The organism is Streptomyces sp. NPDC059832 (assembly GCF_042731715.1).
Classification (GTDB): Bacteria; Actinomycetota; Actinomycetes; order Streptomycetales; family Streptomycetaceae; genus Streptomyces.
This window is the reverse complement of record NZ_JBHWIY010000036.1, coordinates 34,632-50,121: the sequence shown is the minus strand read 5'-3', so window position 1 is coordinate 50,121 and position 15,490 is coordinate 34,632. Positions and strand designations below refer to the sequence as shown.

The 15,490-nt window shown below is 68.4% G+C and carries 14 protein-coding genes and 2 pseudogenes; 9 read left to right on the top strand and 7 right to left on the bottom strand.

Translation table 11 applies throughout. The features are described 5' to 3' along the window. Positions 1 to 4: 4 nt before the first annotated feature. The 3 genes from ACFV8T_RS37950 to ACFV8T_RS37940 form a co-directional block, all read right to left on the bottom strand. Positions 5 to 259 (bottom strand): hypothetical protein, encoded by a 255-nt coding sequence (locus tag ACFV8T_RS37950; RefSeq protein ID WP_385336465.1) that lies wholly within the window; start codon positions 257 to 259, stop codon positions 5 to 7. Between the two features lie 317 nt (positions 260 to 576). Further along, positions 577 to 1,176: a GNAT family N-acetyltransferase gene (locus ACFV8T_RS37945; RefSeq protein WP_385336417.1), complete on the bottom strand. Its 600-nt coding sequence runs from the start codon at positions 1,174 to 1,176 to the stop codon at positions 577 to 579. A 166-nt stretch (positions 1,177 to 1,342) separates the two neighbouring features. Then, positions 1,343 to 2,341, bottom strand: a complete 999-nt coding sequence (locus tag ACFV8T_RS37940; RefSeq protein ID WP_385336415.1) for a GlxA family transcriptional regulator — start codon at positions 2,339 to 2,341, stop codon at positions 1,343 to 1,345. 193 nt (positions 2,342 to 2,534) lie between these two features. Between ACFV8T_RS37940 and ACFV8T_RS37935 the strand changes: the two genes are divergently transcribed. Beyond that, entirely contained in the window at positions 2,535 to 3,560 is a 1,026-nt protein-coding gene (locus ACFV8T_RS37935) for an NADP-dependent oxidoreductase (RefSeq protein WP_385336413.1), read from the top strand. A gap of 58 nt (positions 3,561 to 3,618) precedes the next feature. Here the strand turns inward: ACFV8T_RS37935 and ACFV8T_RS37930 are convergent, their stop codons facing one another. Further along, on the bottom strand, positions 3,619 to 3,975 hold the full coding sequence (locus tag ACFV8T_RS37930; protein ID WP_385336411.1) for a Tn3 family transposase: 357 nt from the start codon (positions 3,973 to 3,975) through the stop codon (positions 3,619 to 3,621). A 426-nt stretch (positions 3,976 to 4,401) separates the two neighbouring features. Here ACFV8T_RS37930 and ACFV8T_RS37925 point away from each other — a divergent pair, with 426 nt between their 5' ends. The 4 genes from ACFV8T_RS37925 to ACFV8T_RS37910 all read left to right on the top strand — a co-directional run bounded on the left by ACFV8T_RS37925 (position 4,402) and on the right by ACFV8T_RS37910 (position 6,373). Continuing rightward, positions 4,402 to 4,791 (top strand): hypothetical protein, encoded by a 390-nt coding sequence (locus tag ACFV8T_RS37925; RefSeq protein WP_385336459.1) that lies wholly within the window; start codon positions 4,402 to 4,404, stop codon positions 4,789 to 4,791. Between the two features lie 63 nt (positions 4,792 to 4,854). After that, positions 4,855 to 5,016, top strand: a complete 162-nt coding sequence (locus ACFV8T_RS37920) for a hypothetical protein (RefSeq protein WP_385336409.1) — start codon at positions 4,855 to 4,857, stop codon at positions 5,014 to 5,016. 90 nt (positions 5,017 to 5,106) lie between these two features. Next, a complete protein-coding gene (locus tag ACFV8T_RS37915) occupies positions 5,107 to 5,922 on the top strand; it encodes a hypothetical protein (protein ID WP_385336407.1) in 816 nt (271 codons plus the stop codon). Positions 5,923 to 6,130: 208 nt separating this feature from the next. Next, positions 6,131 to 6,373, top strand: coding sequence for a hypothetical protein (locus tag ACFV8T_RS37910; protein WP_385336405.1), 243 nt, complete (start codon positions 6,131 to 6,133; stop codon positions 6,371 to 6,373). 35 nt (positions 6,374 to 6,408) lie between these two features. Here the strand turns inward: ACFV8T_RS37910 and ACFV8T_RS37905 are convergent, their stop codons facing one another. After that, entirely contained in the window at positions 6,409 to 7,134 is a 726-nt protein-coding gene (locus ACFV8T_RS37905; RefSeq protein ID WP_385336403.1) for a nucleotidyltransferase domain-containing protein, read from the bottom strand. A gap of 490 nt (positions 7,135 to 7,624) precedes the next feature. Here ACFV8T_RS37905 and ACFV8T_RS37900 point away from each other — a divergent pair. Together ACFV8T_RS37900 and ACFV8T_RS37895 are read left to right on the top strand one after the other, a co-directional pair. Beyond that, positions 7,625 to 7,969, top strand: a pseudogene (locus tag ACFV8T_RS37900) (transposase); the annotation flags it as partial. Positions 7,970 to 8,097: 128 nt separating this feature from the next. Continuing rightward, a pseudogene (locus ACFV8T_RS37895) lies at positions 8,098 to 11,065 on the top strand (Tn3 family transposase). A gap of 65 nt (positions 11,066 to 11,130) precedes the next feature. On the opposite strand, the gene ACFV8T_RS37890 reads toward ACFV8T_RS37895, so the two are convergent. Beyond that, a complete protein-coding gene (locus ACFV8T_RS37890; protein WP_385336401.1) occupies positions 11,131 to 12,357 on the bottom strand; it encodes a serine hydrolase domain-containing protein in 1,227 nt (408 codons plus the stop codon). A gap of 291 nt (positions 12,358 to 12,648) precedes the next feature. Between ACFV8T_RS37890 and ACFV8T_RS37885 the strand changes: the two genes are divergently transcribed. Beyond that, positions 12,649 to 13,425 (top strand): MerR family transcriptional regulator, encoded by a 777-nt coding sequence (locus tag ACFV8T_RS37885; RefSeq protein ID WP_385336399.1) that lies wholly within the window; start codon positions 12,649 to 12,651, stop codon positions 13,423 to 13,425. Positions 13,426 to 13,582: 157 nt separating this feature from the next. On the opposite strand, the gene ACFV8T_RS37880 is transcribed toward ACFV8T_RS37885, so the two are convergent. Further along, a complete protein-coding gene (locus ACFV8T_RS37880; protein WP_385336397.1) occupies positions 13,583 to 14,548 on the bottom strand; it encodes a site-specific integrase in 966 nt (321 codons plus the stop codon). Positions 14,549 to 15,040: 492 nt separating this feature from the next. On the opposite strand from ACFV8T_RS37880, the gene ACFV8T_RS37875 reads away from it, so the two are divergent. Further along, positions 15,041 to 15,448 (top strand): hypothetical protein, encoded by a 408-nt coding sequence (locus ACFV8T_RS37875; RefSeq protein WP_385336395.1) that lies wholly within the window; start codon positions 15,041 to 15,043, stop codon positions 15,446 to 15,448. Positions 15,449 to 15,490: the final 42 nt, after the last annotated feature.

Here is a 15,490-nt window from a genome sequence, read left to right as displayed (position 1 = left end):
AGACTCACCTGGGTGGCCCCGCTTCGTCCTGCGCTCCCAGCATCCGGCCGGGGTCGAGCTGGAGATCTTCGCGTTCCTCCTCGTGCACCACGCGTTGCGCGACCTCATGCACCAGGCGGCCCAGCTGCAGAGAGAGGACCCGGACCGGATGTCCTTCACCCGCACCTTGCGCGTCGTCCGCCGGCAGACCACCGGCCAGGCGGGATTTTCCCCCCTCCCGGCTCGCCCGGGCACTGACGCAGACCCTGCGTGAGATCACCGAACGTCTCCTGGCACCAAGACGGTTACGGTCCAACCCGCGAGTGATCAAACGCAAAATGTCCAACTGGCCGCTCAAGCGCACCGAACACAACAACCGACCCCGCCCGGACACCCCCGTCGTCGCCCTCGCCGAGCCCACCAGAACAGCCCCAACCCCACGAGCGAAGTCCTAAAACACCGGTATTGCGCCTAGAGGACTTGTCCGGCCGATCACCTGGCCACAAGTTCCGGGCTGTGGCCACTCGCTACGGCAAGCGTGGATTCGTCAATCTCGGCACCCTGACCGCCGCCTCGGCCGTCGGCTGACTCCGCATGTCATAGCCCGTCAGGCTCATCGCCCAGCACGCGGGCGTGCAGGTGCATGTCGTGTCGGCCGTCTTCATGCACGGCGGCACTGCGCTTGGTGCCTTCCAGGAGGTAGCCAGCTTTTATGGCGACCCTGCAGGATGCCGCGTTGCGTGTCGAGTGGTCCAGCTCCAGGCGGTGGAAGCCAATCTCGTGCAGGGCCCAGGCGGTGAGCGTGGCGAGGGCACCGGAGGCCACGCCGGCGCCTCGGGCCGCCGGGAGCACCCAGTACGCGACGTTGGCGGTGCCGTCGTCGAAGTCCAAGCCGCGCAGGGCGATCCGGCCGAGCACCTCACCGCTGTCCCGGGTGACCGCCCAGTGGCCGCCCGTTTCTCGTTGCCAGTCCTGCCGGTAGGCGTCGAACCACTCCTGGACCTGCGTCTCGGTCAAGGGCCGTCGCGTGTGCCAGCGACGGATCTCGTCGTCACGATAAGCGGAGAGGAACCCTGGCGCGTCGCCTCCTTCCCAGGGGCGCAGCAGCAGACCACCGAAGGCCGTGAGCACAGGCTGAGGGGACCTGGCGAGCGAGCCGGAGGAAATGACGGGCAGCGTCGAGAGAGCGCGAGTCATGGAGCCATGATCGGCCGAAGGTGGCCCCACACGTCAAGGTCACAGGCTCAGCTCTTCCAGCGATCGGCCGGACAAGTCTTAGCCTCGATCCGCCGACGTGGTCTGGAAGTGATCTTCTGACGGGCTTCTGAGCCGGTTTGGGGTCGACCGATGGGCATGGGCGTGCCTATTGGAGAACAGGGGCCACATCGCCCGCGGTCGGACCCGGGGCACGGAAAGTACGCCGGTACGCCGACGGTGCGACCCCGGCCTCCGCTGCCAGGTGCCGCCGCAGCGAGGTGGCGGTGGCGAAGCCGACCTCGTGGGCGACTCGTTCCACCGGCAGGTCGCTGGACTCCAGCAGGTGCCGTGCCCGCCGCAGCCGCTGCTGGGTCAGCCAGCGGCCGGGACTCAGACCGGTCTCTTCCTGGAAGCGCCGGGCGAAGGTACGGGTGCTCATTGTCGCGTGCGCGGCCAGCTCGTCCAGCGACAGCGGCAGTTCCAGCCGCTGCAGGGCCCAGTCGCGGGTCGGCCCGGTGCCGGTTCCGCTCGCCGGCGGCAGCGGCCGCTCGATGTACTGTGCCTGCCCGCCGTCCCGGTACGGCGGCACGACGCAGTAACGGGCGACCTGGTTGGCAACCTCGCTGCCGTGGTCCTGGCGTACCAGGTGCAGGCAGACGTCGACACCGCTCGCCGCCCCCGCTGAGGTCAGTACATCACCGTGGTCGACGAAGAGCACGCCGGCGTCAAGCTCGACCCGGGGAAACAGTTCCCGGAAGTGGTCGGTGAGTGCCCAGTGGGTGGTAGCCCGGCGCCCATCCAGGAGACCGGCGGCAGCCAGCAGGAAGGCGCCCGTGCAGATGGACACCAGACGGGTACCGGGGCGGACGCGGGACAGGGCATCGAGGGCCCGCGAGTCCGCAGCGGCGGCCGAGGCCTGGGTGATCGCGTACGGAGGGATGATCACGGTGTCCGCCTCGGCCAGCACTTCGGGACCGTGTGCGGGGGTGACGGTCAGGTCCGAGTCGGTACGCACGGGCTGCCCGTCCACGCTCGCGGACAGCACCTGGTAGCGGCCATTGGCGGAGCCCAGGACCCGGTGAGGTATGCCGAGTTCGAAGGGGTAGATCCCGTCGAGAACAAGGACGACCACCTTGTGGGCGCCGGGCCGCGGTTCCGGGCGCATCAAGAGCTCCAGCTCTGCCGCACGGCCGGCGAGGTCCCTGTCCCGGGAGGGCGCGGCTGAGGCGGGGTGGACGCTGGGAGTACTGCCACCGGGAGCACGGCGGGCAGCAGGGTTGATGGGCATGGCAAGAATGTATCGAAGGCTGACCTTCTTGCCATCGCCCTGGGCCGGACCGTACGGCCAGGATCGAGGCATGACTTCAACGGAGACACTTGAAAACCTCAACTCCCCTGACCCGGCGGCCGCCACGGACTCCTCGAATCCTGCCGCCCCGGAGGGCACCCCCTTGATGCTCGCCCTGCACCAGACGGCCCTCGGCGGCCCCGAGGTCCTGCAGCTGACCGAGCTTCCGCGGCCCGCGCCCGGGCCTGGGCAGATCCTCGTCGCCGTGCACGCGGCCGGACTCAACCCCACGGACTTCAAGCACCGCGCCCTGAGTATTTTCTTGCCGCCCCCGCCGCTGACCCTGGGTTGGGACGTCTCCGGCACCGTGGTGGAGACCGGCTTCGGCGTCACCCTCTTCCGGCCCGGTGACGAGGTGTTCGGCATGCTGCCCTACCCGCACGGGGCCGGTTCTCATGCCGAGTATGTGACCGGCCCTGCCCGCGCCTTCGCCGCCAAGCCCGCCGGCATAGACCACGTCCAGGCGGCCGCTCTGCCGCTGGGCGCGCTCACCGCCTGGCAGGCCCTCGTCGAGACCGCAGACCTCCGGGCTGGCCAGCGGGTCTTGATCCACGCTGCGGCCGGAGGGGTCGGTCATCTCGCCATACAGATCGCCAAGGAGCGCGGCGCGCACGTCACCGGGACGGCGAGCGCACCCAAGCATGACTTCCTGCGCGAGCTCGGCGCGGATGTCTGTATCGACCACCGCTCTGAGGACTTCACCAACACCGATGAGCGCTACGACGTCGTCCTTGACGCCCTCGGCGGCGAGACCGCCACCCGTTCCGTGAGCGTGCTCCGGCCCGGCGGTGTCCTGGTTTCCCTCCTGCCGGGCGACAAGGACACCCAGGCCAAAGCGGAGAAGGCGCAAGTCCGCGCCGTCATCCTGCTCGTCGAGCACGACCAGGCCGGAATGCGCGCCGTAGCCGAGCTCGTCGACCGGGGAAGTCTCCGCCCCCACGTCTCCGGCGCCTTCCCCCTCGCCGAAGGTGCCCGGGCCCACGTTTTGGGGGAGACGGGCCGCACCACAGGCAAGCTGGTTATCACGGTGCGCTGAGGCCGGGATAGCTCGGGGGCGTCCCGGGCCGACCATGGGCCTTCGGTCGATCGCGGCTTCACACCGGCGCGGTGGGAAACAGCGCTCCGGGGGCCAGGTCCAACCTGGTGGCGACGACGTCCTTGGGCGGCGTGAGGTCCAAGTGCCAGTCGCCGAAGCGGCGTATCGTGCGCGTGATCAGCGGGCTGACGGTGGCCAGGTCGTCGGGGTCCACGAGATGGCCCTCGGCGGCGAGGGCGTTAGCGGCATCGGTAATGTCCAGCGCGGTGGAGTAGATCGCACAGTTAGCAATCAGCTCGTTGAATTTGACGACTCGCTCCTGGTAGTCCGGGTCGTTGTGGCCGATTAGCCGTCCGCGGCGGTCGCCCCCGGCGCGATCTCGACTTCTACCTCCAGCTAACGCCGGATGCCGCATCTGTCCGGCGGCACCAACGGCGAGCCCTGCGCCCCGCGGAGGAGTACCGAACCCCCACCGACAACGAGTGGGAGGACTTCCTCGGACACTTCGGACGCCGCAAGCTCTCCGTCGGCACCTGCGCCCGCGCCTATGGCACCGCCTGCATCCACGAACACGCTTGCGTCCGGTGTTCCCTCCTGCGCCCCGACCCTGCCCAGCACAGTCGGCTGGTTGAGATCCGGGACAACCTGGTCAGCCGGATCGTCGAAGCAGAGAACGAGGGCTGGCTCGGGGAAGTTGAAGGGCTACAGGTCAGCCTCGCCGGCGCAGAGAACAAGATCAGACAGCTGGAGTCCAGCCGAGGAGGGCCGACCCTTCTAGGCATGCCCGCTGTACCAGCGCGCAGGCCTGGTCCGCCGAATCCTTGATCAGTATGGTGACAGGATCACGGCTCTGATCTCGCTGCTCGCTGCGCCGGCCGTCATCGGCATACCAACCGCCTTGGTGTGGCTGCTGGGACGGCGCGCGAAGGTGCCCAGTTGGATCCTGATCGTCTTCTTGCTGGCAGGTTGGCTGACCGTGTTGGTCGGCTGGGCTCTCTCACAGCGCGCTCAGCCGAGCCTGTTTCCTGAGACCTCGCCCTGCTACGGCACGCGCGGCACTCCCGTCTCGCAGTACTTCCCACCCGACTCGTTCTGTCGCCATGCCGACGGGGAGTTGCGGACGGTCAACGGGGCGAACTCCAAGCTCCTGTTCTGGAGCGCCGCCAACACCACCTTGGCAGTGATGATTGCCGCAGCTTTCGTCCAACGTCACCAACGATCTCGGTCGTGATCGCACCAACACAGGCGAATCCTTCTCCGTGACCGTGATCACGCGAAGCGGGCGGCTACGCGGGTGGCGAAGCCGCTTGGCCTGGGCACCAGTTGGGTCACGAACCTGGAGGGCATGGACAACGGCCGCGCATGGACGCCCGTCACCCGACACGGCATCGATGTCGTGGTTGCCGGAACCAACAGCGAGCAGTTCGCGATACTGCTCGCGCTGGGTGACGACTAGCGGGAGCCAGGCCCCTCACCTGGGCTGATGGCCGGCCCGGCCGGATAATCAGCTATGGCTCAGGCCGCTCGCAGTGAGAGCATGCACGTCATGCACGCCTGGGATTCGCTGACGATCGCCGAACAGACACTCATGCGTCGTGCCATCTCGGGGTACTCCCTGGCCGGGGTAGTCCAGAACTATGGCGTGGCACTTCGCTGGGCCGGTGCTGCACAGGCTCCGCCCCTGCGCAGCTTCACAGAGGACGAGCAACGCGCCCTGGTCCCACAGCTCGCCGACGTGGCCCTCGATCTCGCCGAACGCAGGCTGCTGACCGTCCACGAGGGGGAAAGCCACCGCGCCGTCGCCCCTGTCCTGGTGGCAGGGCCCGAACTCCACGAGGTCCTCACCGATCCGACCAACTGGCTGTGGACCGCCCGCCCTCACCGCCGCTTCAGCCTCGCCGCCCCGCAGCACGTGCGCGAGCACTGGTTCGACGGCGCACATCCGACTGCCGACACCAGCGCGCTTCCCACCTGGGACGAGCTGAGCGTTGAGGAACGCGAAGTCCTGGTCTGCGCGGCCGAGGCGAGCGGCATGCTCACCGGGGCGTTCGGCATCTGGGAGGATCCGCCGGACGACCTGGACAGCGCCGAGCGCCTTGCCTGGGTGGACCGGCAACTCGCCCCGCTGCTGCCCTTCGTCCGCAAAGGCTGGATCGAGGTCCAGCACTGCCCCGACGAGCGCAGCGATGCCTTCACCGTGATCCCCCTCGACGGACTCCGCACTGCTCTCACGGATTCCGCCATCCGCTACGAAGGCGATGAATGGGGCATTGGCGTCGGCTGCATTTTCACCTACGCGGGACTAGCCGTCTGGCGCGGTGGGTGGAGCAGCGAATGGGGACGCCGCCTCAACTTCGACTGATCCCTGCCCGCCGCCGCACCCCAGTCAGCGTCGTCCACCCCTGTCCCACGACACCCAGTCACGGCGCCCCTGCAGGAGTCTGCGGCGCGACACGCCCGGACACTTCGGGGCGCCGAGATTGTCGCCCACTACTTTTAGCAACTCGCCTGCGAGCGGCCCCGTCGGTCCGTGAACTGGGTAGTTCGGATAAGCCTGCATCCGCTGCTCGATGCTCCGGCCCGACCCCGCCCAGCGGCCCCGGCTGGTGGAGATCCGCGACAACCTCCTCGCTCGCATCACCGAAGCTGAGCAGGAGGGCTGGCTCGGTGAGATCGAGGGACTCCGGGTCAGCCTCGCTGGCGCCCGTGACAAGCTCGCCCAGATTGACGCCACCACAGCCACCCGGCCCACCGACCTCGGCATGCCGACCTTCCCGCACGTCGCGGGACAATGCTCAGATCGAAATTCTTGAGCGTCCGCCCCAGAGCGCGAAATGTGGCTCGCGGATCAGGTGCGCCAGGGGCGTGCGTATCCTTCGCGTAGCGGTCCGCCGAGCAGATCGAGAACTTGCTCGGCTGCAGTCGCCAACGGCGCGGGGTCGGCGCGATCGGCCACGGCTTGATGGCCATCCAGCAGAGCCTTGCCACGTACCGGGTCCGCACTCAGCAGTCGGCGGGGCAGCCACTTGCCAATGCCCGTCCAAGCACCGTGGTGGGCGGTGAGCAGGTGTGCCGCCTCACGCAGGGTGAAGTCGGCGAGGGAAAGCTGTTCATACCGATTGGCTGGCGGGGTGTCGACCAGGTCGTCCATGTAACAGGTAAGGCCGTAGCGACTTCGTTCCCTTTCCGCCGACGTGAGGGGAGGAGGACCGCCCGCGAGTACCGCGCGGGCCTGATCGCACGTTCGAGACAGATGGCCGTGCGGGTCCATCAAGGGCAGGCCCTGGTCGTAGATGAAAAGGACCGTGCCTCGGCGGCGCGCCCTGTCCCACTCGAAGAATTCCGGCACGTCCGCAAGGGTGTTCAGGAACAGCTCGGCCAGACGGCCCTCATGACGTATCACCTCACGGCGGCTAGTGTCCGAGTCCGGCAGAAGGACCGCCACGTCGAGATCACTGGTCGAAGCAGCGCGACCCTGGGCAACCGAGCCTCCTAGCACTGCACCCAGAGCATGCGGGAAGCGCGTAGTGACCAACCGAAGAGCCTGGGCGGAAAAAGTGCCCTGATCATCCATGGGCGCTCATCGTGCCATCCCCAGAGGATGCCGACCAGGGGCCGATGCGCCACGTAGTTCAGAGAAGTGACCAGGCCAAAGGAAATGGCACCAGTCCACAAGGGCCGCGACATACGTACCTCCAGGCCCCCTGGCGGGTAGTGGGAGGGGAAGCGGACCAGCGCGTCGGGAAGGAAGGCGCGCTGACCCCGCGCGGAGACAGGGGCGCGGCCGGGCCACCTCCCGTACTCCGATCCTTGTGCGATGCGGGCGTGATCGCATCACAGACACATCGGCCCGGTCGTGCCGGGGTGGTCCGTTTCGGCCCTTCTGACAGGTCTCCCACCCGCTCAGGACTGCGCCTCGGATTCGGTGACGACGAAATCGTGAGCAATGCTCAAGACCTCTGGATCGGTTCCAGGAGGGACGCGGAGGGCGTACCTTCCCGAATGATCCCTTGATGGTCACCGAGTAGGCCCGTGTTCGCAGCGCGGGTCGGGGAAGCACGCCCATGCTCAGCGTAGTCACCGCCGACGGCACCACCCAGTCCGGCTCCCTGATCGACGAGATCGTGCGGGAGGGCGCCCGGCGGATGCTCGCCGCCGCGCTGGAGGCTGAAGTCAACCAGTACATAGCAGAGTTGGCTGCTGAGAAGGACGAGGTCGGGCGCCGCCTGGTGGTCCGCAATGGTCACCACCGGCCCCGCACCGTGGTCACCGCGGCCGGACCGGTCGAAGTCACGGCCCCGCGTGTGAACGACAAGCGGGTGGACGCGGCCACCGGCGAGCGGATGCGGTTCTCCTCGAAGATCCCGCCGCCCTGGTGCCGCAATTCGCCCAAGGCCGGCGAGGTGCTGGGGGTTGAGGAACATCGGAACGAAAACCGGCGCTAAGCCCTGGTGATGCTCAGGGAGGCTTTGACCTGGGCTTCTGTGGCAGCGGAACCTTCGGCAGTCGTTGTTGATCGACTGTTTGGAGGTCCGGGGTGCCGGTCGAGTTTTTGACGGATGAGCAGGCTGCCGCGTATGCGGCGTTTCGCGGGGCGCCTTCCCGCACGGAGCTGGAGCGTTTCTTCTTCCTGGACGACGCGGACCGGGAGCTGATCGAGGGCAAGCGGCGGTCCCATAACCGCCTGGGCTTCGCGCTACAGCTGACGACTGCGCGGTATCTGGGGGTGTTCCTTGATGACCCCACGGACGTGCCGGCGGAGGTCGTCGACTACCTCGCCGAGCAGCTCGACATCGGCGATGCGTCGGTGCTGAAGGCATACGGAGAGCGGGAGAACACCCGCCTGGAGCACGTACGCGAGCTGCGGCGGGTCCTGGAATACGAGGAGTTCGCCGAGGCGGAGGCCGACCTGCGGACATGGGTGGACGCGCGGGCCTGGACGACTGGCGAGGGCCCGAAGGCCCTGTTCGACGCGGCGGTCGGCCAGCTGCGTGAGCGCCGCGTGCTGCTGCCCGGCGTGACGACGCTGACCAGGTTGGTCACCTCGGTGCGGGAGACGGCGAACCAGCGGCTGTGGGACACCCTGTATGGGATGTTGAGCATCGGCCAGCGGGCGGTGCTGGACTCCCTGTTGACCGTGCCGTCTGGCGCGCGGGTCTCGGAGCTGGACCGGCTGCGCCGGGGTCCGATGCCGCGGCGCCTGGCGGAGTTGTCGCGGTACGGGGTGGACGGCAAGGCGTCGCTCCTCAAGCGGCACGGCGACTCGCGCCGTCTGGCGACGCTGCTGGCCACCGCGGTCTACCTGACGACTCGTGCCGTGGACGATGCCCTGGACCTGCTCGAAGTGCTGATCGCGACGAAGCTGTTGGCCAAGGCCGAGCGGGAGACGGTCAAGGAGAAGATCAAGACGCTGCCGAGGGTGGAGCGGGCCGGGGCGAAGCTGGCGACCGCGTTCCAGGTCGTCTTCGACACCACGAGCGAGCAGGTCGACACCGACACCGGAGAGGTCAGCCCGCCGAAGGTGGAGACGCTCACGGCGATGTGGGAGCGGATCGAGGCGGTGGTGCCGCGCGCGGAGCTGGCCGCCGCGATCGCCGCGCTGTTCGAGCTGACCCCGCCGCTCGACTCCGATGCGGACGAAGCGTGGCGGGCGATGCTGGTGGGCCGGTTCGGCACCGTCCGGCCGTTCCTCAAGCTCCTGGTCAAGGTCGTCGACTTCGGCGCCACCCCGGAAGGGATGCCGGTGCTGACCGCGCTGAAGTCGCTGCCGGACCTGATGGGCCGCAAGAAAGTCGGCCCGCAGGAGATTGACACAGATCTGCTTGTCGGTTCCTGGCGGCGCCTGGTCCTTTCGGCGCCGCACCTGGAGCCGGGCACGGTGGACTGGAAGGCGTACACGTTCTGCATCCTGGAGCAGTTCCACCGGATGCTGCGGCGGCGGGAGGTGTTCGCGAAGAACTCCTCCAAGTGGGGCGATCCGAGGGCGAAGCTGCTGGCCGGGGAGGCGTGGGAGCAGGCCAAGCCCACCGTGCTGGCCTCGCTGAACCTGCCCGCCGGGGCGAGCGAGCACCTGACCGCGCGGGCCGCGCTGCTGGACGGGACGTATCGCGAGGTCGCCGGGAGGCTGCCGGACAACGCGCAGATCGTGTTCGACGACGACGGACGGCTGCACTTCGCCGCCTTGGAGTCGGAGCCCGAACCCGCCTCGCTGCTCGATCTGCGGGCCGCGGTGAACGCGATGCTGCCCCGGGTGGATCTGCCCGAGGTGCTGCTGGAGGTGTTCTCCTGGACCGGTGCCGACCAGGCGTTCACCTCGGTCACCGGCGGCGAGGCCCGTCTCAAGGACCTGCCGGTGACGATCGCGGCATTGTTGGTCGCGCACGGCTGCAATGTCGGCTATACCCCGGTCATCGGGGCCGGGGACGCGCTGAAGTACGGGCGGCTGTCCCACGTCGACCAGACGTATCTGCGTCTCGCGACGTACCGGGCGGCGAACGCCACCCTGATCGAGCACCAGGCGGTGATCCCGCTCGCGCAGGCGTGGGGCGGGGGTCTGGTCGCCTCGGTGGACGGCATGCGGTTCGTCGTCCCGGTGCCGTCGGTTTATGCGCGGCCGAACCCGAAGTACTTCGGGCGCCGGGGCGGTGCCACCTGGCTCAACATGATCAATGACCAGGCGGCCGGGCTCGGCGGGAAGGTCGTGGCAGGCACCCCGCGCGACTCGCTGTACGTGCTGGACGTGCTCTACGACCGCGACGGCGGCAAGCGCCCGGAGATGATCGTCACCGATACCGCCTCGTACTCCGACATCGTGTTCGGGCTCCTGACCCTGGCCGGGTTCGCGTACGCGCCCCAGCTTGCGGACCTGCCGGACCAGAAGATGTGGCGCATCGACCGCGCCGCCGACTATGGCGCCTTCCAGGACGCGGCCCGCGGCCGGGTCGACCTTGCCCGGATCGAGCGGCACTGGGAGGACATCCTGCGGATCATCGGGTCCATCCACACCGGGGCCGTGCGTGCGTACGACGTCATCCGCATGCTGTCGCGGGACGGGCGCCCCACCCCGCTCGGCGACGCGATCACCCACTACGGGCGGATCGCCAAGACGGTGCACATCCTGCGCCTGGCCGACGAGCCCGGCTACCGACGGCAGATCAAGGTGCAGGCCAACCTCCAGGAGGGCCGCCACGCGCTCGCCCGGAAGATCTTCCACGGCCGGGCGGGCCGGGCAGCTCTACCAGCGCTACCAGGACGGCATGGAGGACCAGATCGGTGCGCTCGGCCTGGTTCTCAATGCCCTGGTGCTCTTCAACACGCGGTACATGGACGCCGCCGTCACTCAGCTGCGCGAGGACGGATTCAATGTCCGCGACGAGGACGTGGCCCGCCTCTCCCCGTTCGTCCGCCACCACATCAACATGCTCGGCCGGTACTCCTTCCAGCTCCCCGACCTGCCCGGGGACCTGCGTCCGTTGCGTGAGCCGGACGCCACCGACGAGGAATGACGCCCGGCGCCGGTCCCGGGCTCTCGTCTCTGACCCCAGCCGCAAAGTATCGGTCGAGCTCGTTGTCAGTCGATGGCCTGGTAGAGCGTGGTCCAGAAGTCGTTCATGGCACGCGGCGAATCCGGGGTGGACAGTCCGACCTGGGTGAGCAGGACTCCGGTGAGCTGGTTGGTCCTGTCTGCGTAGGCGGTGGTGCCGGTACCGCCGAACCAGCCGAACTGGCCGATGGGCGCGTAGTCGCCGCGATAGGTGCGCACCGCCATCCCGAAGCCCCAGCCGCCGTTCGACCCCTGGCCGGACGACAGGTGGGCGACGTTGCTGAACATGGCCTCCCGGGCGGCTAGTTGCTCGGGCGAGAGACGGTTGGTGGTCATCAACTCGACGGCGGCCCGGGACAAGATCCGTTCACTCCCGTGCATCCCGTGGTTCAGCAGCATCTGGAAGTAGGCGTGGTAGTCGTCGGCGGTGGAGACCAGCCCGCCGCCGGCGCCCTGGAACGCGGGAGGCACGCTGGACCTTCCCCCTGCCGCCTCGTCCCACACGAGGAACTCGCCGGTCTGCGGGTCGGGCCCGTACAGCGGCGGCAGTCGGTCGATCTTGTCGGCGGGCACGTGGAAGGCGGTGTCCTTCATCCCCAGCGGATCGAGGATGCGTGTCCGCAGGAACGTCTCCAACGACTGTCCCGTGACCCTGGAGACGAGCACACCGACCACCTCGTTGCTGAGGTCGTACTGCCACCGCACTCCGGGCTGGTACTGCAGCGGCAGTTCGCCGAGGCGGCGCATCCACTCGTCCGGCTCCGGGGCCGGCCCGGATGCCACGCTGTAGTCGAGACGCTCGAAGGTCGCGGCCCTGATCGGGGAAGCCATCGACTCGAAGTCCACTCCGAGCCCGAACGTGGAGGTCAGCAGGTCCCGTACGGTGATCGGCCGGTGTGCCGGCACGGTGTCGTCCAGGGGTCCGTCGGGCCGCTTCAGCACCTGCCGGTCGGCGAGTTCGGGCAGCCACTGGTCCACGGGGTCGTCCAGCCGCAGCCGACACTCGTCGAGCAGGATCATCGCCGCCGCCATCGTGACCGGCTTGGACGTGGACGCCATCCGGAAGATCGTGTCCCGGCGCATCGGCGCGCCACCGTCATGACGCATCGTCCCGATCGCTTCGACGTGCGTCCGGCCGCCGCGGCTGACGAGGGCGACAAGGCCGGGAATCTTCTTGGACTCGACGTGCTGTGCCAGCACCTCGCGCAGCCGGCGCAGCCCTGCGTCGGAGAAGCCGCTGTTGCTTGTTCCCATGATGAATCTCCTGTTCACGGTGTGGTTCTCACGGTGGCCCTGGTGGCTGCCTGGCCCTTCGAACGGCCATGTGCAGAGCCTGCAGCCTTGACCCAAGGTCAAGGTCAACCCCCTGTACCGATCAAGGGGTGACAGGCACCGATCGCAGGCGTCCCGGTCCTCTTGGCAGCAGGGGGTGGGCTGGAACTGGTGCGCGCTATCCTCACCCTGGTGATCATCCGGACTTCCCGGCCGTCACCGACGCGGTGCGCGAGACCGCAGCCGCCCACGATCCGGAGGTGCGCCGAGCCGATGACAGACGGGCTCACGATCGGTCAGGCGGCGGCGTTCGTCGGTGTCACGATCAAAACCGTGCGGCACTATCACCGGCTCGGTCTGGTCGCCGAGCCGGAACGCGACGGTTCCGGCTACCGCCGTTACCGATCGGACGAGCTGTACCGGCTGGTCCAGGTCCGGACCCTGGCCGCGGCCGGCGTGCCGCTGGCCGAGATCGGTGACCTGCTCGACGCCGATCCAACGACGTTCGCCGCCACCCTGGACGACGTCCACCACCAGCTCACCGAACGGATCGAAGACCTGATCGCGCGCCGCGACAGGCTGCACCGTCTCGACCACGGCGACCGCGCCCTGCTGCCCGACCGGGCCTGCGCGGTCTTGGAGCGGCTCGCCGAACTCGGCTTCGGTCCCGACTACGTGGCTGGTCAACGGGAGGCTCTGGTGCTGGCCCAGGCACTGGTCCCGGAGATCTTCGACAGCTTCCTGACCCGGCTTGAACATTCGCTGGAGGATCCCGAGTCCGTCGAGCTGACCAAGCGCGGTTGGGATGCGAGGGCCTGGGATCCGGACGACCCGCGGATCGAGGAGTTGGCGTCCACGCTGGCCGACAAGCTGCTGACCCAACGGGCGCTGCTGGCGATGCCGACCGGGTTTCAAGACCAGTCCGACGCCGCCTCCCGGTACGCAATGGTCAACCACCACCGGGAAGACCAGTCACCGTCCATCGCCCGGTTGAACACGCTGGTCGAGGCGAACCTGCGCGCGGCCGGCATCACCGTTCCGAGTCAGTGACGGCCGCCCAGCAGACCCGGCACTGCGGCGAGACGCCCGCCTCATCCCGCCGCGTCCGAACCGGGATCTGCTCGGCGGACGGCCACGCGTACAACCATTGACCTGCACAGCCGTCACAGATGCCGTCGTATGGCATTCCCCGTACCGGTCCCCCGCCTCAGCCCGGCGCGAGCAGGCTGGTGACTTCGGCGATCACCTCCGGGGAAGGGCGGAAGTACTTCCTTACGTTCTCCGCCTTCTTGTGCCGGGACTTCGCCATCAGCATGAGCAGACTTGCCCCGCCCTCACCAAGATGGGTCAGACCCGAGTGCCGCCACTCATGCAGATCCCAGCCGGTGCCCGGCTCACAGCCGAGGGCAGTGTGCTCGTCCAGCAGCATCCGGGCCTGCCCGTACGAGAGACGTGCGAGCCCGGTGGCCGGGCAGATGTCGCGCGGGTTGACGACCTTGCCGGGGCCGGGCTTGCGGTGGGTGACGAACACCGGGCCACGCGTACGTCCCTTGAGCAGCCTGGGCAACAGCCGGGCAGTACCAGCGTCCCAGTAGACCGTCTCCAGGACGAAGTCCTTGCGGACAGCGCCGCGGCGACGTGTACGAGGACGGGCGCCTTTGGCTTTCACCGGGGCCCGGCGCCCGGCGAGGTCCAGCTCCTCGATGTTGACGCCCAGGATCTCCTCCGCGCGGGCAGTGGTCTCGTAGAGCATCCGCCACAGCGTCTTCTCCCGCAGGTGCACCTCCCGCCGCGCGATCAGCCGGTCGATCGCCATCTTCGAGCGGGCCGGGGTTTCGGAGTCCGGTGGGGTGAGCCGCTTCGCCCAGGCAGGGACCGCCGGGCCGTCGTACCCGCGCTCATCGCACCAACCCAGCCACGAGAGCACCGACGCACGCCGGGCGTTCCAGGTGTTCACCGCAGAGCTGCCCCACAGCAGTTCCAGGGTCTCGCCGATCTCGTCGTCCGCGACGGACGCGAGCGGCCGGCCCTCACCGAGCCGCTCGGCGGTCTTGCCCACCCCGATCCCGTAGTTGCGGACCGTGTTCGGGTTACCGAGCGAGTCGAGGAAGACGTCGGCCGCCGTACGGACGGTCAGCACCTTCCCGGCGGGCAGTTGTACGACGGCTGGCACCACTTCCCCCTTGCCGCAGATAACGGGGCCGCTTCACGCACGGCCTGGCGGCTGTTCCCGCAGGTCGCGATCAGCCTTCCCGCAGATAATAGGGCGTGATCTGCGGGACGACTTCAGACGGGTCCCGCCGTCGACGCTCCGTCAGCCATCCACCAGGGCCGATCGAGGCTTAGCGCCGGTTTTCGTTCCGATGTTCCTCAACCCCCGTGAGGCCCGTGAGTTCACGGAAACTGAAGGGCCTTTCGCGGGAACTCGAGGACGGACGGTCGTGTTCTCGTGGGTTCACGCCTTGGGTTCAGGCGAACACGCGGGGTGGGTGCGGAGTGGACCCACCCCTGGGTGCCTCCCGGAAACGGTGCTGACACCGTAGGAGTCATGAGAGCAGAAGGAACGACACCGGAACCGGAAACCTCCGTCCAGAGTGGACTCACGTCCCTGGGTGAGGTGGCGTGTCGATATCAGGCGGATGAGATACGCCCGGAGGAGCTACCGATGATCGCTGCTGAGGCGCTCGCAGCCGGACTGGACACCCCGACGTTGTGCGAGCTCGCCGGTTGGCCTCGCAACGCGGATGCCCGCGACATTCGCGAAGCGTTCGAGCAAGCACTTGCCGAGGCCGGGATCGGGCTGCCGGATCGGGGTTTGGCACGGCGCCACGCTTTGCGGCGGATGGCGGCGAGACTCATCGCTGGAGAGATGACTCCCGCCGAGCTGGCGACGGACGACTGGTGGGAGACGGAGGCCGAGACCGCGGCGGAGCAAGCCTTCGTGGCGCTGATCCCGCAGTGCGATTGCTGCATCGAGTACACGTTGGGGCTTGACCAGCAGACGTGGGCGGCCCAGCTGCGGAACGCTGCCCTCGCCCTGACGTCGTCTCCGCCGATCGGCCCCGGATGCTGACTCTGCCTCGCGTGCTCATCCTCAGCAAAAGCGTGGACCGGC

What these genes read in the sequence shown, in the direction of transcription:
- ACFV8T_RS37945 (WP_385336417.1), bottom strand. Translation starts at nt 1,176, where the DNA reads ATGACTCGCGCTCTCTCGACGCTGCCCGTCATTTCCTCCGGCTCGCTC.
- ACFV8T_RS37940 (WP_385336415.1), bottom strand. Translation starts at nt 2,341, where the DNA reads ATGCGCCCGGAACCGCGGCCCGGCGCCCACAAGGTGGTCGTCCTTGTT.
- ACFV8T_RS37935 (WP_385336413.1), top strand. Translation starts at nt 2,535, where the DNA reads ATGACTTCAACGGAGACACTTGAAAACCTCAACTCCCCTGACCCGGCG.
- ACFV8T_RS37930 (WP_385336411.1), bottom strand. Translation starts at nt 3,975, where the DNA reads ATGCGGCATCCGGCGTTAGCTGGAGGTAGAAGTCGAGATCGCGCCGGG.
- ACFV8T_RS37915 (WP_385336407.1), top strand. Translation starts at nt 5,107, where the DNA reads ATGCACGCCTGGGATTCGCTGACGATCGCCGAACAGACACTCATGCGT.
- ACFV8T_RS37910 (WP_385336405.1), top strand. Translation starts at nt 6,131, where the DNA reads ATGCTCCGGCCCGACCCCGCCCAGCGGCCCCGGCTGGTGGAGATCCGC.
- ACFV8T_RS37905 (WP_385336403.1), bottom strand. Translation starts at nt 7,134, where the DNA reads ATGGATGATCAGGGCACTTTTTCCGCCCAGGCTCTTCGGTTGGTCACT.
- ACFV8T_RS37890 (WP_385336401.1), bottom strand. Translation starts at nt 12,357, where the DNA reads ATGGGAACAAGCAACAGCGGCTTCTCCGACGCAGGGCTGCGCCGGCTG.
- ACFV8T_RS37885 (WP_385336399.1), top strand. Translation starts at nt 12,649, where the DNA reads ATGACAGACGGGCTCACGATCGGTCAGGCGGCGGCGTTCGTCGGTGTC.
- ACFV8T_RS37875 (WP_385336395.1), top strand. Translation starts at nt 15,041, where the DNA reads ATGATCGCTGCTGAGGCGCTCGCAGCCGGACTGGACACCCCGACGTTG.